Source organism: Streptococcus gallinaceus, from assembly GCF_040545695.1.
Lineage (GTDB): Bacteria > Bacillota > Bacilli > Lactobacillales > Streptococcaceae > Streptococcus > Streptococcus gallinaceus.
In genome coordinates this window covers 31,258-55,311 of sequence record NZ_JBEPMK010000007.1, presented here as the reverse complement: position 1 = coordinate 55,311, position 24,054 = coordinate 31,258, and the positions used below count along the sequence as shown (strand labels likewise).

The window sequence follows — 24,054 nt, the reverse complement described above, 5'->3', positions numbered from 1 at the left end:
TTTTAAAAATATTTTTTTACACAAAACAAGGAGGCATCCGCCTCCCGTCCCGTCTTCTCTTAGTTGTAGATTTTGAAAGCATCGTCGTCATTTTTACCAACAAACGGCATTGCCTTACGGAGTTCTGCTCCAACTTTTTCAATTTCCAAGTCAGCTGCTTCTTTACGGTAAGCTTCCATACGAGGACGACCTGCTTTGTAGTCGTTGACAAAGTCGTTAGCAAATTTACCAGTTTGGATATCCGCAAGAACGGCTTTCATATTTTCCTTAACTTGTTCTGTAATGACACGTGGACCTGATACGTAGTCCCCAAATTCAGCAGTATTTGAGATGGATTGACGCATTTTCTTGAAGCCACCTTCGTAAATCAAGTCAACGATGAGTTTCATTTCGTGAAGAACTTCAAAGTAAGCTAATTCTGGTGCATATCCTGCTTCTGTCAATACTTCAAAACCTGCTTCAATAAGCGCTGTTAAGCCACCACAGAGAACGGCTTGTTCGCCGAAGAGGTCTTCTTCTGTTTCTTCTTTAAATGTTGTCTCAAGAAGACCAACACGAGCAGAACCAACACCTTTACACCAGTCCATGGCGATGTCTTTGGCATTCCCAGTCGCATCTTGATAGACCGCATAGAGGGCTGGCACGCCGAAGCCTTCTTCAAATGTACGACGTACCAAGTGACCAGGACCTTTTGGTGCACACATGAAAACATCTACATCCGCAGGTGCTTTGATAAATTCAAAGTGAATATTGAAACCATGTGCAAAACCAAGTGCTTTGCCAGCGCTTAAGTTTGGAGCAATTTCTTGCGTATACAAGTCTGCTTGGATTTCGTCTGGTGCCAAAATCATGATGACATCTGCTTGTTTTGCAGCTTCTGCTACTTCAAAAGTTTCAAAACCATCTTCTTTTGCTTTGTCAAATGACTTACCGGCACGTACACCGATGATGACATCGTGACCTGTGTCACGCAAGTTTTGTGCGTGAGCATGACCTTGTGAACCATAACCGATAACGGCGATACGTTTGCCATCAAGTGCTGCTACTTTAACATCTGCCTCGTATTGCATTTCTACTGCCATAATTGTTCTCTTTTCTATTATTTATTACTTTTATGTTAATCTCGACTGAAACCTGTTGCTCCAGTACGCGCGATATTTTTAATGCCGTAAGGTTGGATGACACGTAAGAGTGCCTCGATTTTATCACTATCACCTGTCATCTGGATCGTGATAGAGTGCGGTGCTACATCCACTACGCTCGCGCGGAAAGGTTGAATGATAGCCAAAATCTCTGCTCGCTTATGAGCTGGGCTGGAAATCTTGGCCAAGAGCACTTCACGTTCTAAGTGTGGAATATCGGTAATGTCGCGAACGCGGACTACATCAATTTGGCGGTTGAGCTGTTTGATGATTTGTTCCACTTCATCCATGGTCTGCACATCCACGATGACCGTTACGCGGGAAATTCCCTCAACTTCTGTCGGACCGACTGAGATGGACTCGATATTAATCTGACGACGGGAAAGAACTCCGGTAAATCGATTGAGAACTCCTGATGAGTTTCTCAGCTTAGCTGTTAACATTCTACGCATTGAACTTCACCCCCAACATCTCATGATTGGCCTTACCAGCCGGTACCATCGGTAGGACATGCTCTGCATTTGAAATATGAAGTTCAATTAGCATTGGTTTGTTTTCCTTAATCACCTGCAAATCTTCAGCTAAAGTCGCTGGATTGCTAAATTGGTAATGGGCAATCTTGTAGGCTTCTGCCAGGAGTTGGAAATTAGGCTCATCATCAAAAGTTGACTGACTACGTCGCTCGTCATAGAAAGATTCTTGCCATTGACGTACCATGCCAAGAGAATGATTGTTAATTAAGACGACCTTGATCGGAACACCATAACCATTGAGAATAGCTAATTCCTGATTGGTCATCTGGAAGCCACCGTCACCTACAAACAAGACTACTTCGCGCTCAGGATTAGCTAGTTTGGCACCAATTGCTGCCGGAATCCCAAATCCCATCGTTCCCATACCACCTGATGTGACTAATTGGCGAGCATGCTTGAATGGATAAAACTGAGCCGACCACATCTGGTGCTGTCCAACGTCCGTTACCACAATGGCATCTCCATTGGTCAACTGGCCAATCATCTGGATGGCTTCTTGTGGCTTGATGAAGTTTTCATCTGCATCGTAGCCAAATGGTGCACGCACTTTATTGTCCAAGACCTGTGCTGTCCAGTCCGCATAGTCTGTTGCTACTGTGTCTGCTTTTAAAAGAGCTTCCAGCGTTTTCTTGGCATCACCCACAACCGGAATGGCTGTCGCCACTACTTTCCCAATTTCAGCTGGGTCAATATCCACATGGGCAACGGTTGCTTGCTTGGCAAAGGTATCAATATTCCCTGTCAAGCGGTCAGCGCGCCAATATTAATAATATAATCTGCATCTGTCAAAGCCATATTAGAGGCATAGGAACCGTGCATCCCTCCCATACCAAGAGAAAGGCTGTGCTCAATCGGCATAGCTCCCAATCCGAGTAAGGTAGACACGACTGGAATTTGGTAGCACTCTGCAAAGGCAACCAGTTCCTGATTGGCATCTGCATAATTGACACCACCACCAGCTAGAATGACAGGTTTTTTCGCTTGAGAAAGCTGACTCAAAATCTTCTTGACCTGTAATCCATTGGGTTCGACCGTTGGTTGGTAGCTTGGAAGATGGAGAGTCGGATCGTTATAGGCATCCACCAAAGCTTCTTGGACATCCTTAGGCAAGTCAATCACGACCGGGCCCGGACGCCCCGTAGTTGCGATATGAACAGCTTCAGTGACTACTCGTGGAATATCTGCTGTATCGCGAATTTGGTAATTATACTTGGTTACCGGCATGGTTACACCGATAATATCTGCCTCCTGAAAGGCATCCTTACCGATACCACGACGAGCAACTTGTCCTGTAAAGACCAGCAAGGGAACGCTGTCCCCGAGTGCATCTGCAATGCCTGTGATAGCATTTGTAGCACCTGGACCACTTGTCACAAGAGCAACTCCCAACTTCCCAGTTGACTTGGCGTAACCTTCTGCTTCGTGAACAGAACCTTGTTCGTGACGAGAAAGAATATGTCGGATACCCTTAAATCTAAAAATCTCATCATATATCGGTAGAACAGCCCCACCGGGATAGCCAAAAATGGTATCGACACCCAACTTTTTCAAGGTATCTAGCACCAAATAAGAACCCGATCGTGCTTGCTCTAATTGTATCTTTTCCAACAAGAACCCTCCCTTCAGCTACAGTTCTCCAGCACATATTATATATAAGAAAAATGTACATGGCTTTTTTATGTAATTCTTATCATATCACAATAAAAAAAATTGTCAATAAAACTTTCAGAAAATTCAGTTTTGTTTTAACCAAATACTTCTTTTCTTGTCTTAAAGCTTTCTTAAGCCATTTTTTCAAGCTATATTTTTTAGGTTGGTTTCAGAATTCTTCCGTAAAGTAGACTTATTTCTAATTTAGAAGAGGTGAGCACATGTATTATCTTATTATTCCAGCTTTTGAGCCTGATGAAAAATTATTGCATCTATTAGAGGAAGGTTCCGTTCGTCTAGACTGCCATACAGTGATTATTGACGATGGTAGCTCAAAGGACAAAGAAGGCATTTTTCAAAAAGCACGTCAATACGCAACCGTCTTGACTCATGCTAAAAACATGGGGAAGGGCCAAGCACTTAGAACCGGATTCCGCTACGTCCAATCACTAGGAATTTCAACAGTTGTGGTGACTGCAGACGCTGATGGTCAGCATTCTGTAACCGACATTGACCGCGTAGCGCGTGCTGCCATGCATCTACCCAAGCACTTGATTTTGGGCTCTCGCCAGTTTACTAAGGACATTCCCTTGCGCAGTCTCTTTGGCAATAAACTGACCCAATTGCTATTCAAGTTTCAAACTGGCGTAGCCGTCAGTGATACTCAAACAGGCTTACGTGGCTTTCACAATTTTCTTCTTCCTTTTATGCTTGGGATTGAAGGAAATCGCTATGAGTACGAAATGAATATGCTGACGCAAGTTAGCCGTGAATACCAGATTACAGAAATTCCTATCCAAACCATCTACATCGATGATAATGCTAGTTCACATTTTCGCCCTATCAAAGACGGACTGACTATTTACAAAAATCTACTGAAATTTTCTCTAGCTTCTCTGGGTGGATTCATCACAGACTATCTCGTTTACATTTTAGCACTGACGCTGCTGGCAACTTTTCCGACAGGCAGTCGTATCCTCTGGTCAAACACCATCGCTCGACTGTGTAGCGCCAGTCTCAATTACTCGCTCAATAAAAAAATGGTTTTCCAGCATAAAGGCAATGGAACTCAGACTGGATTCGGTTATCTTTTGCTCGCCTTAACCCTGTTCATTGCAGATACTTTCTTGATTTATCTTTTCCACCAAACTCTGGGAATCAATGTCTATGCAGTGAAAATCTTCGTCGGTATTACCCTATTTTTTGCATCTTGGTTTGTCCAAAAAAATATTATCTTTCGCGAAAGGAAACAATTACGCCATGAAATTTTTTAAGAAACAATTTGTCTATGCCCTTCTATTTGGCAGTTTGCTAACCGGAGGATTTGCCTATTCCTTACTGAAAACCTTTGTCGTTGCGGATGCCATTTCTACCGTAAAAACAACAACTAGTTCCAACTCAACAACCGCTTCAACAGCCAACACCAACGCCACAAAAACGGATACCAGCTATTCGGACGACAATATTTCCATCAAGCTCACAACGACCACAAGCAACGATACGACCGTCTACGTCGCAGATATCACTGTCAGTTCTCCCGAATACCTCAAAACTGCCTTGGCCCAAAATACCTACGGCACCAACGTAACAACCACAACATCCGAAACTGCAGCTGCCAACAATGCCATCTTAGCTGTCAACGGCGATTACTACGGAGCTAACTCTACAGGCTATGTCATCAAAAACGGCGTTATTTATCGCAATACCGTTCGTGATGATGCTGAAAACGGCGACCTAGCAATCTATGCCGACGGAACATTTGGTATCGTTTATGAAAATAAAACTACAGCCCAAGAATTACTGGATTCTGGCGTAGTAAACCTGCTCGCCTTTGGTCCAACCTTGGCCAAAGACGGCGAAATTGCGGTAGACACCAACTCCGAAGTCGGTCAAGCCATGACATCGAATCCTCGAACAGCCATCGGTATCATCGATGAAAATCACTACATCATCGTCGTATCAGACGGCCGTACCTCAGAAAGTGCCGGGCTCACTCTATATGAACTTGCCCAAGTCATGAAATCTTACGGCGCTAAAACAGCCTATAACCTAGATGGCGGAGGCTCGTCCACCCTCTACTTCAACGGCCAAGTCATCAACAAACCAACCACAAATGGAAACACCATCAAAGAAAGGGCGGTGAGTGACATTGTCTACATCGGTTACTAACTCAACTACAAAACTATCCCGTCTAGCAAAAACCTTCTTAAGCTATCTGGGCCTGACAGTCTTTTTCTTCATCTTTAGCCGAGTTTACGAAGGCCTCAGCTACGGCGAAGTTTCAAACTTTATGCATTATCTCTTCCTCGTACCAGCAATCGGAGGCGGACTAATCGTCCTCCTTCAACTACTCTTTCCACATCTCTCCCGCCTCAGTTACAACATCTGGAACTCAGCAGTTGCTACTATTAGCGCTGGATTTCTCCTACGCGGCATCATCAATCTGTCTGGACGTTCCACTAGCTTAGACCAATTTTACTGGTATATCGGCGGAGGTTTCCTGCTCCTCTTTCTATTCAGTTTATTGATTCCTACTATTAAAAATAATTCCTAACAATTTTCATGTTGATTCATCGTAAAAGAACAAGTCACAACTGGCTTGTCTTTTATTTGTCTAAATCTTCAGAAATTACAAATTATTTAATCATTTCATCTGTACAATAGAATTTTTATGCTATAATATACAGTAAGAATTTCCAATAATAGGACAGAAGGGAAATCACTATGACGGATAAAGAAACCTTAAAATCACTACGCCACCGTTCCAGCATTTACGACAGCATGGTCAAATCACCAAACCGTGCTATGCTTCGTGCAACGGGTATGACAGATGAAAGCTTTGAAAAGCCAATTGTCGGAGTTATCTCAACTTGGGCAGAAAATACACCTTGTAACATTCACCTTCACGACTTTGGAAAACTAACCAAAGAAGGTGTCAAATCAGCCGGCGCTTGGCCAGTTCAGTACGGCACTATTACTGTAGCAGATGGGATTGCCATGGGGACTCCAGGCATGCGCTTCTCGCTCACATCACGCGACATCATCGCGGACTCTATTGAAGCAGCCATGGGTGGTCACAACGTTGATGCCTTCGTTGCAATCGGTGGCTGTGATAAAAATATGCCCGGTTCCATGATTGCCATCGCCAACATGGACATTCCTGCTATCTTCGCCTATGGTGGAACGATTGCTCCAGGAAATCTTAACGGCAAAAACATTGACCTTGTTTCTGTCTTTGAAGGAATCGGCAAATGGAATAATGGAGATTTGACCGAAGAAGAAGTTCGCCAAATCGAGTGTAATGCCTGTCCTGGTCCTGGTGGCTGTGGCGGTATGTACACTGCAAACACCATGGCAACTGCTATCGAAGTACTGGGGATGAGCCTTCCAGGTTCCTCTTCTCACCCAGCTGAATCAGCTGAAAAGAAAGCCGATATCGAAGAAGCTGGCCGTGCCGTTGTAAAAATGTTAGAATTAGGATTAAAACCGTCTGACATCCTGACCCGCGAAGCATTTGAAGACGCCATCACTGTGACCATGGCGCTCGGTGGTTCAACCAACGCCACTCTCCACCTCCTCGCTATTGCCCACGCTGCCAATGTAGACCTGACTCTTGAGGATTTTAACGACTTCCAAGAACGCGTGCCTCACTTGGCTGACTTGAAACCATCTGGCCAATACGTCTTCCAAGACCTTTACGAAGTCGGTGGCGTTCCTGCCGTCATGAAATACTTGCTGAAAAATGGCTTCTTGCACGGAGACCGTATCACATGTACAGGTAAAACAGTTGCAGAAAACTTAGAAGACTTTGCAGACTTGACACCGGGACAAAAAGTCATCATGCCACTTGAAAATCCAAAACGTGCAGATGGACCGCTCATCATCCTCAAAGGAAATTTGGCGCCAGAAGGAGCCGTTGCCAAGGTATCCGGTGTGAAAGTCCGCAATATTACTGGGCCAGCTAAAGTCTTCGACTCAGAAGAAGACGCTATCGAAGCCGTCCTCTCAGATGAGATTGTTGACGGAGATGTGATCGTTGTTCGCTTTGTCGGACCAAAAGGTGGACCTGGTATGCCAGAAATGCTTTCTCTGTCATCTATGATTGTCGGTAAAGGTCAAGGTGACAAGGTTGCCCTTCTTACAGACGGACGCTTCTCAGGTGGTACTTACGGTTTGGTTGTAGGACACATTGCCCCTGAAGCACAGGATGGCGGACCGATTGCCTACCTCCACACAGGCGATCTGGTAACCGTTGACCAAGATACCAAAGAAATCACTATGCATGTATCTGACGAGGAAATCGCTCGTCGTAAAGAAACCACTACTCTACCCCCACTCTACAGCCGTGGAGTACTCGGAAAATACGCCCACACCGTATCTTCTGCCTCAAAAGGAGCCGTTACAGACTTCTGGAATATGGACCGTAGCGGAAAATAAGATAAAAAAAGAGATTGCAGAAGCAATCTCTTTTTTTATCTTGGACTAACTCCCAAAGTAATTCTTCCTAAACGGCTGATACGTGTCATTTTCCAAACTGGTGACCAAACCACTTCAATATTAGCCGAACGAATCCCGTCAATCTTTGTCAATTTCTCTACTAACTCAACCGGCATGGTTTCAGAACAAGAACAACCTGTATCCGTGAAGGTCATGACCAATCTGCAGTGTTCCATTTTGTCTACTGTGATCTCATAGACCAAGCCCAAGTTATAAATATCCAACTCGATTTCCGGATCAAATACTGTTTCCAACACTTCGATTAGTTCTTTTGATAAGGCTCGCGCACGGTCATTTAACTGAATATCTTCTCTCATTTCATCACTCCTTGAAAATTTGTGTCACTATTTTCTCATATTTGATAGACTTTTTCAAGGAAAATCCAAAATTTTCTAACAATTTAACCATAAAAAATAGAAGCGATTCTCCCGCTTCTATTTTGCTGCCTTTCCTTTTTGACGCTTATGCGCATGAATAACAGCCAAGGCACGTTTCCGTGTTTTGATGTTTGGACTTTTTAACTTACGATATGCACTTGATAAATCTAATCTTTCTGCCATGATTGACCTCCAAAATATTAACTAAGTAACAGTTTACCTCAAAGTGATTAACCAGTCAAGTATTTTGTGAAAAATCATCCATTTTTTAATAAGATACAAAAAAGAGCCATAGCTCTTTTAGATTAAGATTGATTTTTTAAGTAAACAGCATATGCAACCAAGCAAAATACCAAACAGAACAACATGAAGCAAAGCACAGCGACGAAATTGGTCATAAGGCTACCAACTAGCAAAATCAGACTGCCAACAATCGCCAGGACAGGCGAGAAAAGTCCCGTCAATTTCCGCTTCACTTCTCCTTTACGGTAGAGACCAAGAACGGTTGAGTACAAGAAGATGAAACTAGTATTATTAAAGACAATGGTAATTTCGCTGATATCACTTCCCGGCAACAAATTGTATCTCATCACCAGATAATGCACCCCCAGCCAAAGCATGGTGACAAGGCCGACAGAAAGACTAGCCGCTACTGAAATTTGGTATTTCGGATGGATACGTGCAAAGCCTTCTGAACGAATCCAACCACGACTAGCAAAAGCTTGTGGTAAGCGCATTGTCCCCAGCATCATCCCGTTGGAAACTCCCAAGACAGAGATGATGACAATAACCATCAATGCACGGCCAATGGCTGAGCCAAACAAATAACTGACAGCATAGCCCACAGCTGCATTTCCCGTAGACATGATAAATTCTGGACCTAAAATCCGATTTAATCCGTAGAAAAATAAGAGATAGAGCACCAGGATAATCAACGGCCCTGCAATCAGAGCACGTGGTAAATTTTTCTTTGGAGATTTCACTTCAGGAGCGATACTCGCGACTACTGTCCAGCCATCGTAAGCAAAATAAAGTGGCACCAATCCTGACAACCAGCCCCAACCAACATTCCGAGGTGCTACCAAATCAACATCGCCCGGCAAACTTGGCCCCTTCCCAGCCCAAAACAAGCCAAGCAAGGCGATTAATACCAAGGGAATAATTTTCACCATCGTAGACAAGGATTGGAAATACCCCGCTACTACCCTACCAAAGATATTAATCACAGTCAGTACAAAGAGGTAGAACAAGGCCAATAAAATTTGCGCTTCTAGACTCGCTCCCTGCCCCAAGGTATAATTAGCTCCCACCCAAGTAACCACCGCTATCACTGTCGGTAGATACACATAGGCTGTAAACATGCCAAGGGAGGCTGCCAGCCCCGGGTGAATGTAGCGTTCATAGTACGAAAAAATTCCTCCACTAGCTGCTGAGCGCAAGGCCAACTCTGATATAGACAGACTGCCAAATACAATCGACACCGCACCAAGCGCAATGACTAGCATTCCTAACCAAACATTTCCTCCAGCAAAGTTTAGAATATCATCTACTTTAAAATAAATCCCTGAACCAATCACGATTCCCACAATCATCGCAATCGCCGTAACTAAGCCATATGTCGGCTTGGCTTGCATATTCGTTTCCATATGTTCTCCTTGATTATTAGACATTTCATTATAGCCCAAAATCTTCTAACTGACAATTCTCTGTATAGGTATTTTGAAAAAATGTAGCACTACAAATAACCCCCCTCCCATAAATGGAAGAATGTTCATTTTACTGCTAAACTCCTTTTACCACAAAGTAGTGTCCGCTTGGGTTAGCAAAGTTAAAGTTAGGGAATGGTTCTTGATTGACTGGGCTAGCAGTATCCGTTACAGCCGCCACCTTGACTCTCAAAGCCTCAATATCATCCGTTTCAAACAAAACGCTCGGCTTCATATCAATGACTTCTGGCGATACTTGACGAATGAGTTCATTGGCATATACCGTAAATGTCAGCGTACTATCCCGATGAGGTTTCATGTCAAATGTCTCATAACCCATCATTTCAGACTCATTGAAAATGACAAAACCAATACTAGACCAAAATTCCTTTTCAGCAGCCACTCGATCTACATACAACATGATGCCTGTTTCTTTTGTAAACATGCTTGCTCCTTAGAATGTTACATTTTCAGAGACAAAACCAGCAATATCAGTGTTGATTTGCCATGTCATCCCAAATTTATCAACTACAATTCCATAGGCAGGACTCCATGGAGTTTCAGCTAATTCCAAGTCGATACGTTGAGCAGATTCTGCTAATTTGCCATAGATAGCTTTCGCCTCTTCTACATTATCCAATTGAATACAAGCAGTCATATTTGTCCCTTGAATATAGGCATGTTCAGAACCGTTATCAGATAGCTGCAAACGAATACCGTCAATATTCAAATGTGCATTCAAAACAAGATTTTGCTTTTCTTCAGGTGTGTTTGGAATTGCTTGTCCAACAGTAGTACAAGATACGACTTCCGCATCAAAGACATCCTTATAAAAATCGACAGCCTCAAGACCGTTATTGTTTGTTACCAAGTAAAGTTCTAATGCTTTAACCATTTTTTCTCCATCTTTCGTTTGATTTACCTATAATACTCTAAGTAGTGATAATTAGCAAATAAATCGTTCCAAGTATGTCTATTATCTGTCAGGTAGAACTATCCCTCCCAAGCAAGCGGGGAAAGTTCCAAAGAAGAAATAGAAGTAATCTCGATAGAAAGATAGTGATCTTCCGTCTGGAAGCTGATTCCATTTTGGTGTAAATCTTGGACATAGCCTGTATATTTCTTATATTGACCCTCATCCAGGACTTCGACATCAACTAACAATTGCCCTAAATACAACTGTCGAATGAGCATCCATTTCATTTGGGTAGGCATGTCTTCCACTTGTTCCACTCCCTCAGTAGTCATACTAAGTGCTGGTTCTGATGTAAAAAATTCCATCCACTTTTTACTACTCTTATCTAAAAAACTCCTAAAAACTTGATATGGTAAATAACTTCTCATAAACATTATTCTTATCTCCTTCAACTTATCCAACACTATTATAATTTTTCAACTGGCATGAAATGACCGACAACCTTGCCCACAATATGAAAATCATCATCTGCATAGGCAAACATATCCGCATATTCTGGATTGATAGACTCAATTCGATAGCAATCTGATTCACGGTAAACTTTTTTGATGTAGGTTGACCCATTTAAACTAATGGCATAGATCGCTCCGTCATAATCAAATCCACTCTCCTTAAACATAGCTACTTCTCCATTTTTGAATCTGGGTTGCATGGATTCACCATCTACAAAGCAGGCAAAGTCATAGTAATATTCTTGCTCAGCGTAAACAGTTGTTTGAGAGTAGTCGTCAAAGTAACTCGCTCCGTGACCCGCTGACAAAGGAATATTTTCCAAAACAGATATTGCAAATAAAGGAATAATCTTCGCAGATCGCTGCTGCTCCTGCATCTCAAGCAACTCCTCCACGTAAAGTTCGGCTTTAAGACGATTCTCCGCATCCAACTGCAAATAATTGGTCACAATTGTATAGCTAGACTCAAAGTAAGTCACATCAACTTCCAATATCTCTGATAACTTCTTTAAATTAGCTTGATTTGGCTTAGCTCTACCCAATTCCCAGCTTGTGTAAGAAGCGCGATTTAGTCCCAAATACTCTGCAACAGCTTGCTGAGTATAGCCCTTTTCTTTTCTTCTCTGTTTCAATCGTTCACTCGAAAACATCTTATCACCTTTTGTGTTTTATAAAACACATTATATAGCAAATTTCATTTTTTGTCTATAGATATCTCCATATTTTAATTTAAAATTCATCCTAAAAATAGCTACAAAAAATAAGTAGCTAAAAACTACTTACTTTTTTAATTTCTTTTACGGAATACCATTCATCCAACACTTGCTAAACCGAGTAATCCTAAGGCAATAAGAGCCATCGAATTTTGTTCACCTGTTGATGGTAAAACGCGTTTTGTTTCTTGTGTTGGCTCAGATGTTTTTGGTGTGCTTGGAGTGGTTGGTTCCGGCGCTTCAGGTACTTTTACATTGACCACATCTCCTTTAGTTAACACTAAGTCTTTCGCATCAGCAAAGTCTGCTTTAGAAACTGAGATGCTTTCCTCAAGCAATTGATATCCTTCTGGTGCGGCAGTTTCCTTGATTGTGTAATCTTTAGCCTCAACACCAGCGAAGGTTACTTGACCATTCTCATCTGAAGTTACTGTCATAATGACTTCGTCGCCATCGTAGAGATCGAAGGTTGCGCCGGCAAGAGCTTGACCTGACTCGCCAACTTTACGGAATTGAATGCTGTAAAGTGTCAATTCGGGCTTCTCTTCGCTTGGTGCGGTTGTAGGAATTTTTGTTTTTGGTGTATTTCCCCAATAAATAACAGATCCATCTTTCCCCACAGTAACTTCTCTCACTTGACTATCCAGTTGATATGCATCAAGAGTGGAAATTTCACGAACTCGGTAAGTTCCTTCATCTAAGATACCAGTATTGATATAGCCTTGGTCTCCTTGACTGTTGGTTGCTGTGGTATAAGTCGTGCTGATTCCCGTTGGTGAGGTGATTTCAAAGGTAACACCATCCAAACCTTTTTTCATTACACTATCTTGCTTATAAATAATAATCGAATAAACAGGTTTAATCGAAATAGTCGCACCAGATGTGTACTCTGGTGTACGTTTCACCTCATCAAAAGTCGCTGTACGACCATCAACAGTCACTAAGCGCTCTCCATCTTCTGTAGCATAAACCTGGTTGACAATTGTTGTACCTGCCACGTTTTTTTGCAATTGTCGAGTAGTCAATCATGTATTGGTCAGTACCGATATTTCCTAGGTTCAACTCAAATTGAGTATAATCCTCATTGAATGTAAGGTATTTCTCCAGCTCACTACCTGTAATAACCTGCTCAGTACCATCATTGTAGTATCCTCTAGTGTCCGTACGCAATCTCGCCTTAATCAGGCGGAATGTTTCTGGAATAAATTGAAATCCTTCCAAGCTAATCACGTCCGTCAAAACAAAATTTGACAAATCTTTTTGTCCAAGATTGATACGAACATTAAAGTCTTTATGCATGTACTGACCAGAACGTCCCAGTTTTGCAGAAATCCAATTTTCTCTTGTAATCAAACCACCTGCTTTGGTGAAATTCTCTCCCGCACCTGTATAGGTCCCACCATTTGACTTTTCAGGAACACTAATGGTCATAGTCTTTGAGCCACTACTGTAGCCTGGCAAGGGAATAGTGAGGTTGGTAACAACCTCCGTTATCCTAAAGTCAACGTTGAAACTATCCGATACATCTCGTACAGTGTCTGAGTTCAGTTTTGCTCGGTACTCTTCCAAATTTTTCAACTTAACCGTAATCGTTCCACCGTTATTGGCTCCATTGGAAACAACTGAAACGTCCGCAATCGGCACGCCAGTAACCTCATCTGTCGCTACCATGTCCTTCGTCTTAATCTTCAAAGGCGCTGTTATTAAATGATAGGTAAGATAATCTCCATCTACAAGTTTGCCATTATAAGACGACAAATCAAACCCTATATTTAAGGTATAATTTGAATCGTTTCTGAGGGTTAAAGGGCTATTTGTATAAATTTGCCCATTACCATCAACGATCTTGGTGGTAAACTTCGCTTCTGTCAGTTCTGCTGCCAAAGCGTTGGAAGTAATCCCCAAGCCAATCGTCAAAACAGACAAAAAAAGAAATAAAACTGATACTAGTTTTTTCATCTCTTCTCTTTCCTTTTTTAAAATCCAACTCTCATATATATCCAAATATATTATAATATAACCAGTGATAATCTCCTATATTATTTTACGTTTTCCATATTTTTTAATACTTATATCCACTCCTATATCAGTCCGATTGAAAATAGGCAACTTTTATCTGAAATACAGAAAAACACTCCATGGAAAATCCATGAAGTGCTTTGAAACGTTGATATAACAGTATATTAACGTTTTGAGAACTGACTAGCTTTACGAGCTTTCTTAAGACCTGGTTTTGGGTAGCAAAAGTAAAACCTCAATAAAAGCTTATTAAATCAAGCTTTCAAAAGTCAGTTTCATTAAAAATAAGCACTTATAACCTAATCCTACAAACAATGGATTACCATTAGATTACCAAAAATTCGTTTTCGGAGCTTATGTAATTGAGGAAATGAACAGGAAAATCATTGTATAATTAACTTTTTTTATATTAACTTGCTAGTGACTTATATCACTCAAGATTCATACTCATAAAAAGCATAGAGTATTCGAATTTTAAAACTATTTCTCATTCACTGAAATAACAGTTAAGAGGAATATTATATGTCTCACTTAAATAATACTCAGTTGATAATAACAATTGCTTCATCTCAGTACTTAGTTTCGAAATCGACACACCTGGCTGTACAATGGTTATTCTCATATCAGTACTAAAGCCATCTTTTATCATAGATTTGATTGTCCGACAATCATTAATATTTCCTTTTTCAAACCGAGAACTCTGTCTTTTAGAAATCCGTATTGACTCTCTTTTTATCATTCTATCAAGGAAATCTAATAAATTATCTTTCCAAATAATTGATTTCTCTGCTTGACCACACACTTCGTATAAATCTGATACACGAGCACCTGGTTCATCACCATGTGAATATTTACAATGATAAAGATTTATAAGTATTGTACGTTCTACTTCATTAGTACTTATTGTAACAATGTCTGCAATTTCTCCAGAACCATCATCATCAAAAATTATCAATTCATTAGTATCTATCAACTTATTTATAGTTACATATTGAATGGATGTTTTATTCTTAGCAATACCTTGGGACTCTTTTCGTATATTTGTTCCATATTTTTTCAATTCTATCGGAACAAGCATCTCATTTGACAACGATGCCTTACTCCTCGGTTTATCTACAATTTGTAGATTACCCTCTAACATTACCCGAACCCCATCCTTCTGTATGAAAGAAATAGTTGGACTATGATCTTTTAAATATTGTGAAAATAAAATCTTATTATTTGATCTCTTTATAAATAAGTCATCTCCAGAAATTTGCAAAAAACCAAACCCCTTTTTATCTATGTGTTGTTGGAAAATAAATTTTCTTTCACTAATCCAAAGTTCAAAAATCAATAAGCCTTTTTCAAGACGAGGGTTCCTAAAGTCTGATTCAAAAAAATGATACAGCTTATCTTCTTTTTCAATATAGAATGCCCTTGCAGTTGAATTACTAGTTTCAATTATACTGTCAGGTGTTATTTTATAAGGAACCCCATCCGGAAATTCTGTAACAACTTCTGAAGTAAGTGAGTTTTCTAATATCATACTTGTATCAATATTAGTATCTAAAATTTTTGCCCCAATTTTTTGGCACCAATCTACCCAAAAATTAAGACTTTCAACCCATCTCATCCAAACTTTTCCTTTATAAGAACAACCTACACTTATTTTATTTCCATCTCTGTATCCATGTCCAAAAAGATTTGATTTGATTGAACCCAATGAAGTTGCTTCACTTATTCCCTTTCTTACATCAACCCCAGCAAACATCCGAAAACTGACATTTCCTCCAGGTATTTGTTTTAAACCGAGTGTTCCAATCATTAGTCGATTAATACCGTCAAGCACTCTGTAAATCTCATCTCCCTTGATTTGCATAGAATTAGGAAAAATTTGCTCTACCAAATCATTTCCTTTTCTACTATCTGACTCATTAATATGAATCAAACCTCTATACTCATCAAAAAAGATTACAAAAAAATTATATAAATATTCGACAAGATCTTTTTGATAAGACCAGTTAACTGTATTCTCTATTTCTTCAATAAATATTAAAATTCCCTTCTCTTCATTTATCAAGTGAGTAGTATGTTCTGCACTCAGAACATTTTTCCAGGCGTTGATATTTACCTCTTTCATATCCGTTTTATATATTCGAGAACTAATTTTCATCTTTATTTGAGATAAGTCAATATTACTTGCTCTTGTTTTTTCAAATTGGGAAATAAATTCTTCTATCTGAACTTCTTTTTCTATTGCTCTATCTGACTTAATTTGAAGCAGTTTAGTCCAATCCGCATCACGTCTATACAATTCATCGATATCTTCTTTTAAGTCTTCTGATGCTATATTAGTAATCAGTTTAGCACTGCCTAACCTTTCTTTACCAGACCTTGCAAACCTTCCCATAAACTGTAAAGTAATTGGTAATGACTTATATTTGTCGTGAATTGCAGCAACTTTAAGTGAAGGAATATCAATACCTTCACCAAACATGTCCACGCATACAACAATTTGTGATTTTCCTGATTTTAGTAGATCTAACGAATCTCTGTTTTGCGACTTTTTTCTATCAGAATGTATAATCACTGGATTATATATTTTGTAATTCGAATATATTTTATCGAATAACTCATCAGCTCTTTTTTTAGAGTTAGCTCTCGCCAAAAGAATGTGATTTAATCCCTTATCCAAATCACTTTGCAAAAGTTTAACTGCAACATCTGCGATTTTTTCATCCGATTTTGTAATATTATACTCATGGATAGGATGAAAATCAATTGGTTTAAAATAATTGTTTTGCAGAGCAAGAGATAAACTATATTTAAAAATTATTTTTCCATCAATTTTCTTACCATCATTTCGAAATGGGGTCGCTGTAAATTGTAAAATCTTTTTACCTGAGAACTTATCTCTTACTTTTCTCCAATCATTTGCAGCAAGATGGTGAGCTTCATCAAATACAACTAATTCAACGTTCGAATAGATTTTTTCAAACAGATCATTCGGTAACGCTTTAATCAGCGCTGGTGTAGTTATAATGATATTTATATTATCAATTTCATTAAATAAAATATCCTTTTCACTATCTTTCAATGTTGATTTATATAGCAAGCATGTAGGAAAAATTGCCTCTTCAGATACAACAGAAATTTCTGGAAGAATTCCCAGATGTTTAACCTGATCAAAAAGTTGTTCTCTAAGTAAATTACTTGGAACAACAATCAAAGTTGTAGCAATACGCTCTGAGACTATTGTCGAAAAAATTGTTTCAGATTTTCCTGTTCCTGTCGGTAAAACTATTGTAGCCGGTTCATTAGAGACAACCCAATGAGAACGTATAGCAGAAAGTGCACCATATTGAGGAGGGCGCAATCCATTACCTAAAGAACCGTTAGCAACTTTCTCAGAATACGCTTTGCCCCAGCTTTTTACAATCTCTGATTTGGTAATTTTTTGATTATTAAGGTCTATTGAATAGGCTAACTTATTTGAACCAATATTCTTAATTTCTTGTTTGAATTTTTCCATCACAAAGCCTCTGTATCCTACTGTATCCTATCTCTTAGAGGATAGGATAATTTTTCGTTAAAGTATAGTATTGATTTCTGTCATTTTTATTGGCTCCATACCAGTCAACCATACCCAATTCTTGTAATTTTTTCATCGTTTTTACAATAAACTTACGACTTCTTCCTGTCAGTTCAATGGCTTTTGCAGTTGTCATCTTCTCTCCTGAATTGTACATGTAATGGATCAACAATTGCTCATCGGCATTGAGGTCGCCAAAATCAGTAAACTGTTTCTCTAAACTATCTCGAGTTCGTAGGTGTCGACTGACAATATTATTTTCAAGCGTCAGAACAACCTTGTTCCCAGGTTCATAGTATTTTGGCTCATGAAGAAAGGCTGATTCCATCTCTGAGTAAATCCGTTTAACACCTTCATTCATCTCACGGACCCCTCCAAACTCCGTCAGGGTTCTGGCAATCCGAGGATTTCTTGAAAAACGTTCATGCTTGATATTGTCAACGGTGACGATATTTGGCAGTTTACCTGGGCTATGAATCTCCAGTCGATCATCAAACATGAGCACACGAATATGGTCGCCATAGACAGAGTAATCACGGTGAGTAACAGCATTGACAAGGCCTTCAAACCAGGCAAATTCTGGATATTCAGGCAAAATTTGAAATTGCCCATTGTCATCCAGATATTGGAACTCACGCAGCTGGGTACGAATAAAATCACGAGCCTTGATAATCAGGGTTGGTAGAGCATCATCAAAGGTCACTTCCTTAATGACATTAAAGCTACTACCTGTCCCCATGTCCGTGCCATCAAACCGTTGGAAGCGAACACGAGCTTGAGGGAAGAAAGCTGATGGGTATTTACCAAAAAGCAAGATAGCAGCCTTGGTCAATTTACCATTGACCAGAAAACGCCGAGCTTTGAGAATTTCTTCCGTAGAGCGGTCTGAAATATCAAATCGATTCTTGAAATCCTGTACCAGACTATCATCAATGTCTCCTAAGGTTGCGTCAGCCACAACTTCATCCTCAAAGAAACGCTGTCCCTTATCATAGCTGAGTTGAGTTCGTTGTTCATAACTGAGCTTAACGGTCTCATCACCCTGACGCAGGTAAACCTCATCATTAGGCGCAGCAATCACGCGATTTGAGGACAATTCAACTGAGATGTCCAAAATCACATCTGCTTCACCCTTGTGATTAACCACAGGAATTTCTTCAAATGACAAATCCAGAGGTGTCTCACGCATTTCACGGTCAATCTTTTTAAAGTCATCAATGGAATAGGCCTTGCCATCCCTGAAACCAGTGATGAGGTTGCTCTGCTTGTCGTCCTCAATACCGATGACCAGCTGACCACCATCTGCTTTAGCAAAGGCAATCAGGTGTTTAAGCAGTTCAGACGGTTTCTTTCGGGCGGATTTCCTGTCTAAATGTTGGCTTTCTGGAGAGAATTGGTAGTGGGATAGGGTTTGAATTAAATCCCTTTTGTTTTCCAAGTTTAAGCCTCCTTCTCAATATCAAACAGCACATTTTTGGAACAACTGTCGTCTCCAAATAAATGATAAGTCAGCTTTTTATACCACTGATATAATGCCTTTGATATTTTTTAAAATGTCAACTGTAAAGTTTTCTCTTCTTATGTCTAGAAGAAATAATAATGGTTAAATTTCTCCACCAATCCCCTTAAATACCTCTACCAAATCCACAATTTTTTCAAATACCGTCTGCTTTTTAGTACGATATTGGGGATTGAGGGGACTCATCTTAGGAAGTGCTTCATTGAGAGCATTCCCATTTTCACTAGCGTACTCTCGTTTGAGCGACATCTGAATATATCGGCTTGCACTCTCAGCATTCAGCCCCTCTGTCTCAATCAAATTAGCTACTGCTTCTTTTTGTTTTTGACGGGCAAATGTATAAAATTGTTCTAAAATATCTGACTTCTCGGAAAAACTGTCCAAGTCGCTGGCATTGATAAAATCCACAATTAAGCTTTCTTTAGCTCTCTGACCCAGACTAGCACGGATAGTCCGAGTAATTTCTTCAATGAGTTGATCCTTATCAGATACCTTTTGGTTGGTTTCAAAAATCAATTCCAGAATATAGTCCAGATTGATTTCCTGTGATTTCAACAACTCCACTTCAAAGACAACCGCATCCCAGTCGATTTCGGAATCGTTATTCTGCTGATTACGCCGCTCATTGTCATACCAAGACTTGATATCATTGTAAGCGGAGCGATAATCTTGAATCTCACGAACACTTGGGATGTCCAGTTGAGAGAGTACTGCAACTGCTTCGTCATCCAAATGAAAACGTCCTTTGAAATCTGCCAAAGCCTCTATATCTGTAACATCTAACTCTTGCAAAGCCTGCAAACTCATGAAATCATCATAGTTCTGCAAGATATTATCCAAACGCAAGAACTGACCAAACAAGGTCACAAATTCTTTCTTATCACTTTCTTTGATAATAGTCGTTGGATTTGGAAATCTCTCCTGCAATTCTTTTACGACTTCCAAATATCCTTTTTGCTCTTGACCAGCCTCAATGTAGCCATTCATGTAGTCCTCGTAAGAGCGCTCTAACAGAATATCAGCCGTTTCCGTCTTCCCAAACAACTTAATAGCATCTGTCGTTGCCTTTTCCAAATCACGAAAAGTTACAATATTTCCAAATGTCTTAGTCGCATTGTAAATCCGATTCGTTCGAGAAAAAGCCTGAATCAACCCATGATAGCGTAAGTTTTTATCCACAAAAAGTGTATTCAAGGTCGGAGCATCAAAGCCAGTCAAAAACATACCGACGACAATAAGCAAATCCACCTCGCCAGACTTAACTCGCTTAGCTAAATCACGGTAATAGTTTTGAAACTCATTGCCATTGATACTAAAATTAGTCTGAAAAAGGCGATTATAATCGGAAATCGCTCCACTCAAAAATTCCTTACTACTAATATCTGCCAAGTCAGCAGGGCTGAATGTCTCGTCATCAATCTCCCCAATCGCAGCCTGCTCCTCATTTGCTGCATAAGAGAAGATGGTTGCAATCTTCAATGGTTTATCTTTTCCAGCTTGTTGGTCTTGCAACTCTTGGTAGTAAGCCTTGGCCGCCTCGACACTTGACACGGCAAACATAGCGTTAAATCCTTTACCGTTTTGTCTATGTGTCTTTTGATTAAAATGTTCTAAAATATAAGCCGAAATCTCTGTAATCCGTGTTGGATGAAGTAGGGCTTTTTTATTTTCAGCAGCAGATAATTTCCCTAAATCTTGCTCAGTTTCCAACGACTTAAACTGTGGACGAACATCATTGTAATCCACCTTAAATTTCAACACCTTTTGGTCGCGGATAGCATCGGTAATGACGTATGCATGAAGTTCCCGACCAAATACAGAAGCCGTCGTCTCACTGCCTAAAGCATTTTCAACTTTAATCGGCGTCCCCGTAAAACCAAACTGACAATACTTCTTAAACTTTTGTTTTAAGCGCTTTTGAGCCTCGCCAAACTGTGAACGGTGGCATTCGTCAAAGATAAAAACCACTTGCTTGTTGTAAATCTCATGCTCTGCTTCACTAGACATAAAGTTATTGAGCTTTTGAATTGTCGTAACCACAATCTTATTGTCATCTTTTTCTATATTGCGTTTAAGTCCAGCTGTGCTATTTGACCCATTAACTGAGTCAGGTGAAAAACGCTGGTATTCTTTCATAGTCTGGTAGTCCAAGTCTTTCCTATCAACCACAAAGAAAACCTTGTCCACTTTATCCATCTCAGTCGCCAGTCTCGCCGCCTTAAAACTGGTCAAGGTCTTACCAGACCCCGTCGTATGCCAGATATAACCGCCAGTCTCAGGACCACTCTTGAGTTTGCTGTCAATGGCCGAGCGAATCTTCCAAATAATCCGCTCCGTCGCCGCAATCTGATAGGGACGCATGATAAGGAGGGTATCACTGGTATCAAAAACAGAATAATTGATGAGAACGTTTAAAAGTGTCTGCTGACTGAAAAAGGTCGCTGTAAAATCCTTCAAATCCTTGATTGGTTCATTATTTTTTAGTGCCCAATTCATGGTAAAGTCAAAAGAATTTTTCTCCCGCTTAGTGGTATTGGCAAAATAGCGAGTATCCGTCCCATTTGAAATGACAAAAATCTGGAGATACTTGAAGAGTGAATTTTCTTCATTAAAACTCTCCTTGCTGTAACGGTGAACCTGATTAAAAGCCTCACGAATAGCCACCCCACGCTTTTTAAGCTCAATTTGTACTAAGGGTAGCCCATTGACCAAAATGGTCACATCATAACGATTACTTGAAGTCCCAACTTGAGACATTTGGTTAATAACCTGAAGCTTATTTCGACTGATATTTTTCTTATCCCAGAGATAAATATTTTGGATATGCCCATCGTCAAAGATAAAGTCGTAGATGTGGTTATCGTGGAGCTTTCGGGTGCGGTCAATCAAACCATCACTAGGCTTATTGAGGTACTCCTCTAAAAAACGTAGCCATTCTGCCTCAGAAAAAACAACGCCGTTAAGGGCTTCCATCTGGGTCTTTAGGTTATCTAAGAGAGCTTCTGGGGTCGTCAGATTGTTGAGGTACTCGTATCCCTGCTGTCGCAAATCACTAACCAGCTCTCGCTCCAAGTCTGCTTCCGTCTGATAGGTGCTGGGCTGGGTAATTTTAGTATATTTGTCTAAAACGATGAAATTGTTGGTTTCGATAATGGGTGTGGTTTGAAAGGTACTTGTCATAGGTGCTCCTTATTGAATTGGTAGGTATTTTCAAAACTTTCAAACAGATAAATTAGCATCTGTTTCTCTCTAGGATTGAGACTAGAAACTTCTTCTCCCGAATACTGCGAGTGACTTGAAATATCTAAGATTCTTTTTGCATAGCTCAATTTTGTTTCATCGTCTGCTTCACGCGGTAACAAATCTTTCCAATCCATGTACCCTAAAAACGTCGCAGTTTTTTCAAAAAGATTTCTCAAAAAATTAAAATGATATTTTTGAATTCTGTTTTCATTTATTGCTGTTCTCAGTTCATTTCTCAAAAATATGTGATAAGAAAATGGTGAATCATTTCTTTGTGCGTGCAGTTCATAGGTACCATCTTCCAATTTTTCTAGTCTAAACTTATTAGCATTTCCAAATTCATTGTGTAAGACATTATAGAATAATGGGTTATGAGTCGTGATTATAAATTGCAATCCTAATTTTTCTTTGTTGCTCTCCTTTATTAAAGAAGCTAAATTAGAAGCAACTTCTATCAGATGATTATCATCAAGAGATGAAACGGGATCATCAATAAATACATACTCCAACTGATTAAAATCGGATGTGCTTCTTTCATCTAATTCTGGAATTTTCAGTTCACTAATCACTAGTTCTAATAGCGTGTAAAATATAGACCAAATAAAATTGCTTTCTTCTCCTTTGGATAACTTAATGGATTCTATAATCTCCTCATTACCACGCTCAATAGAAAAGGTAACACTTCTATCTGAGGAGTTAAAGTTAGGCATCAACTTATCATTTGTGTATTGTTGAAAATTCTTAATAATATTTCCATCTTGTCCTTGATCTATTAGAATCCAATCCATAAAATAGTTGTTCCAAATTTTCAAGGCAATTATCTCATTATCCCAATAAAACAAGTCTTCTGTAAAAGCATTATAATAGAGAATTTTTTGCCTTGTTAGCTCATCTTCATCAGGTGTAACAAGTTTGGTAAATTCCTTAGATAATCTTGTTTTCCCGGTTCCATTGAAGGCATAAATCAGATGAACTTTCTTTTCTGACTCCTTCAGCTCCTGAGCAATCTCTCTTAAACTTTTTCCCATAAGGCATCACCTCTTTGTTTAAAATTGCAACAACTTATCCCTAAAATACTCATACTGTTTTCGTCTCAATTCAATCTCCTTCGGAAGACCTTGGATAAGATCAGATGTTAAGGTATCGAATTTGTCTAGTATGTTAACGATTTGCTGTTGTTGTTCTAAATCAGGAAGTGGAATCAGAAAATTCTCCATATCCTTAGCATTGATACGGATAACTTTTGTTCCAGTGACCTTTTTTTCTTTCTGACTTTGGAAGGGGACGGATTTAAAGAAGTAATTCAGGTATCTGGCATTTTGCGATGTCTGAACGATATAGGCATCACCTGACACACCAATCTCCTCCGTGCCTTCCCAAACAACCGCCTTACCAACATCCTCAACATTTTCTGATGTTGTCGCCATCACTATGTCATTAGGCTTGGCTTTTTTCAGTTTATCAAAGACTGTCTGACTGGTAAAAGAAATGGTATCTTTAGTTGAAAACCCGTATCTGGTGTAAATCTGTCCATAATGAATAACAGGATACCCCTCATCAATAAAATCTTTCTTCTGCAGACCATTGCCTCGCGTGAAATCACAAATAGCACCCAACGATACACGTATTGGTCCAAACACCCACTGCAAGAGC

General features: G+C 39.8%; 20 protein-coding genes and 1 pseudogene. 4 read left to right on the top strand and 17 right to left on the bottom strand.

Annotated features, from left to right (window positions below; genetic code table 11):
* Positions 1 to 59 precede the first annotated feature (59 nt).
* The 3 genes and pseudogenes from ilvC to ABID27_RS09115 form a co-directional block, all read right to left on the bottom strand.
* On the bottom strand, positions 60 to 1,082 hold the full coding sequence (gene ilvC / locus ABID27_RS09125; protein ID WP_253365705.1) for a ketol-acid reductoisomerase: 1,023 nt from the start codon (positions 1,080 to 1,082) through the stop codon (positions 60 to 62).
* A 35-nt stretch (positions 1,083 to 1,117) separates the two neighbouring features.
* Positions 1,118 to 1,594, bottom strand: coding sequence for an acetolactate synthase small subunit (gene ilvN, locus ABID27_RS09120; protein ID WP_253365728.1), 477 nt, complete (start codon positions 1,592 to 1,594; stop codon positions 1,118 to 1,120).
* Positions 1,587 to 3,283: pseudogene (locus tag ABID27_RS09115) on the bottom strand (acetolactate synthase large subunit). Before ABID27_RS09115 ends, ilvN begins: the two are co-directional and overlap by 8 nt.
* Positions 3,284 to 3,546: 263 nt before the next feature.
* On the opposite strand from ABID27_RS09115, the gene ABID27_RS09110 reads away from it, so the two are divergent.
* The 4 genes from ABID27_RS09110 to ilvD all read left to right on the top strand — a co-directional run bounded on the left by ABID27_RS09110 (position 3,547) and on the right by ilvD (position 7,762).
* Positions 3,547 to 4,599: a GtrA family protein gene (locus ABID27_RS09110; protein WP_354281693.1), complete on the top strand. Its 1,053-nt coding sequence runs from the start codon at positions 3,547 to 3,549 to the stop codon at positions 4,597 to 4,599.
* Positions 4,586 to 5,494 carry a phosphodiester glycosidase family protein gene (locus tag ABID27_RS09105; RefSeq protein WP_354281691.1) on the top strand — a complete coding sequence of 303 codons (909 nt, stop codon included), beginning with the start codon at positions 4,586 to 4,588 and terminating at the stop codon, positions 5,492 to 5,494. Before ABID27_RS09110 ends, ABID27_RS09105 begins: the two co-directional genes overlap by 14 nt.
* Positions 5,469 to 5,879, top strand: a complete 411-nt coding sequence (locus ABID27_RS09100; protein WP_354281689.1) for a hypothetical protein — start codon at positions 5,469 to 5,471, stop codon at positions 5,877 to 5,879. Before ABID27_RS09105 ends, ABID27_RS09100 begins: the two co-directional genes overlap by 26 nt.
* 170 nt (positions 5,880 to 6,049) lie before the next feature.
* Positions 6,050 to 7,762 (top strand): dihydroxy-acid dehydratase, encoded by a 1,713-nt coding sequence (gene ilvD / locus ABID27_RS09095; RefSeq protein WP_354281687.1) that lies wholly within the window; start codon positions 6,050 to 6,052, stop codon positions 7,760 to 7,762.
* 35 nt (positions 7,763 to 7,797) lie between these two features.
* On the opposite strand, the gene ABID27_RS09090 is transcribed toward ilvD, so the two are convergent.
* The 14 genes from ABID27_RS09090 to ABID27_RS09025 form a co-directional block, all read right to left on the bottom strand.
* Positions 7,798 to 8,139: a metal-sulfur cluster assembly factor gene (locus tag ABID27_RS09090; protein WP_253365737.1), complete on the bottom strand. Its 342-nt coding sequence runs from the start codon at positions 8,137 to 8,139 to the stop codon at positions 7,798 to 7,800.
* A 117-nt stretch (positions 8,140 to 8,256) separates the two neighbouring features.
* The gene (locus ABID27_RS09085) at positions 8,257 to 8,382 is read right to left on the bottom strand and encodes a putative metal homeostasis protein (protein WP_253365739.1); all 126 of its coding nucleotides are present in this window, start codon (positions 8,380 to 8,382) and stop codon (positions 8,257 to 8,259) included.
* Between the two features lie 122 nt (positions 8,383 to 8,504).
* A complete protein-coding gene (locus tag ABID27_RS09080; protein ID WP_354281686.1) occupies positions 8,505 to 9,845 on the bottom strand; it encodes an APC family permease in 1,341 nt (446 codons plus the stop codon).
* Positions 9,846 to 9,981: 136 nt separating this feature from the next.
* A complete protein-coding gene (locus tag ABID27_RS09075; RefSeq protein ID WP_354281685.1) occupies positions 9,982 to 10,350 on the bottom strand; it encodes a VOC family protein in 369 nt (122 codons plus the stop codon).
* A 9-nt stretch (positions 10,351 to 10,359) separates the two neighbouring features.
* Positions 10,360 to 10,800: a VOC family protein gene (locus tag ABID27_RS09070; RefSeq protein ID WP_253365745.1), complete on the bottom strand. Its 441-nt coding sequence runs from the start codon at positions 10,798 to 10,800 to the stop codon at positions 10,360 to 10,362.
* A 98-nt stretch (positions 10,801 to 10,898) separates the two neighbouring features.
* Complete coding sequence (locus tag ABID27_RS09065; RefSeq protein WP_354281684.1) at positions 10,899 to 11,249, bottom strand: hypothetical protein; 351 nt, start codon at positions 11,247 to 11,249, stop codon at positions 10,899 to 10,901.
* Positions 11,250 to 11,287: 38 nt separating this feature from the next.
* Complete coding sequence (locus tag ABID27_RS09060; RefSeq protein ID WP_354281682.1) at positions 11,288 to 11,983, bottom strand: helix-turn-helix domain-containing protein; 696 nt, start codon at positions 11,981 to 11,983, stop codon at positions 11,288 to 11,290.
* 161 nt (positions 11,984 to 12,144) lie between these two features.
* Positions 12,145 to 13,044 carry an MSCRAMM family protein gene (locus ABID27_RS09055; protein WP_253365749.1) on the bottom strand — a complete coding sequence of 300 codons (900 nt, stop codon included), beginning with the start codon at positions 13,042 to 13,044 and terminating at the stop codon, positions 12,145 to 12,147.
* On the bottom strand, positions 12,977 to 14,005 hold the full coding sequence (locus ABID27_RS09050) for a hypothetical protein (protein ID WP_354281680.1): 1,029 nt from the start codon (positions 14,003 to 14,005) through the stop codon (positions 12,977 to 12,979). Before ABID27_RS09050 ends, ABID27_RS09055 begins: the two co-directional genes overlap by 68 nt.
* A gap of 547 nt (positions 14,006 to 14,552) precedes the next feature.
* Positions 14,553 to 17,579: a DEAD/DEAH box helicase gene (locus ABID27_RS09045; RefSeq protein ID WP_354281678.1), complete on the bottom strand. Its 3,027-nt coding sequence runs from the start codon at positions 17,577 to 17,579 to the stop codon at positions 14,553 to 14,555.
* Positions 17,580 to 17,613: 34 nt separating this feature from the next.
* Positions 17,614 to 19,077 (bottom strand): ATP-binding protein, encoded by a 1,464-nt coding sequence (locus ABID27_RS09040; RefSeq protein ID WP_354281676.1) that lies wholly within the window; start codon positions 19,075 to 19,077, stop codon positions 17,614 to 17,616.
* A gap of 165 nt (positions 19,078 to 19,242) precedes the next feature.
* Positions 19,243 to 22,338, bottom strand: a complete 3,096-nt coding sequence (locus ABID27_RS09035) for a type I restriction endonuclease subunit R (protein ID WP_354281674.1) — start codon at positions 22,336 to 22,338, stop codon at positions 19,243 to 19,245.
* Positions 22,335 to 23,429, bottom strand: a complete 1,095-nt coding sequence (locus ABID27_RS09030) for an AAA family ATPase (protein WP_354281672.1) — start codon at positions 23,427 to 23,429, stop codon at positions 22,335 to 22,337. The genes ABID27_RS09035 and ABID27_RS09030 overlap by 4 nt, the downstream gene beginning before the upstream one ends.
* 18 nt (positions 23,430 to 23,447) lie before the next feature.
* Positions 23,448 to 24,050, bottom strand: coding sequence for a restriction endonuclease subunit S (locus ABID27_RS09025; protein WP_051026430.1), 603 nt, complete (start codon positions 24,048 to 24,050; stop codon positions 23,448 to 23,450).
* Between the last annotated feature and the right edge of the window lie 4 nt (positions 24,051 to 24,054).